Source organism: Streptomyces alkaliterrae (genome assembly GCF_007097205.2).
Taxonomy (GTDB): domain Bacteria; phylum Actinomycetota; class Actinomycetes; order Streptomycetales; family Streptomycetaceae; genus Streptomyces; species Streptomyces alkaliterrae.
Genome location: NZ_VJYK02000742.1, coordinates 1 through 404, shown reverse-complemented (window position 1 = coordinate 404; position 404 = coordinate 1). Strand labels below are relative to the sequence as shown.

General features: G+C 78.7%; 1 pseudogene. It reads left to right on the top strand.

The features are described 5' to 3' along the window. Positions 1-404 (top strand): annotated as a pseudogene (locus FNX44_RS29385) (hypothetical protein); the annotation flags it as partial.

Genomic DNA, 404 nt, shown 5'->3' with positions numbered 1-404 from the left:
CGGACCACCCGGGAGACAGGCGAGCCGCAGGGCGACGGCCGTGACGGCGGACAGCGCGACGGCGACGGGTCCGACCGGCCCTCCACCCCCTGGGGCAGGCAGTGGAGCAGCCGCCAGCCCGGCCGCAGCGACGGCGGCTTCGGCAACGGCCCCGGCACGGGCGACGGCGGCGGCGGCCGCCCCGACCGCCGCCGCTGGGACCCCAAGGACCCCGCCCAACGCCACGCCCGCTACGCGCTGTTGGCCGGCATGTGGGGCTTCTTCTTCGCCCTGTTCAACCTGCCGCCGGTGGCACTGCTGCTCGGCGCGCTGTCGCTGTACTGGGGCATCAGCTCGCTGCGCGGCGCCCCCGGCGTGTCACGGGAGGGCGGCGCCGGCGGCGACGTCGACACCCCGCCCCCGCC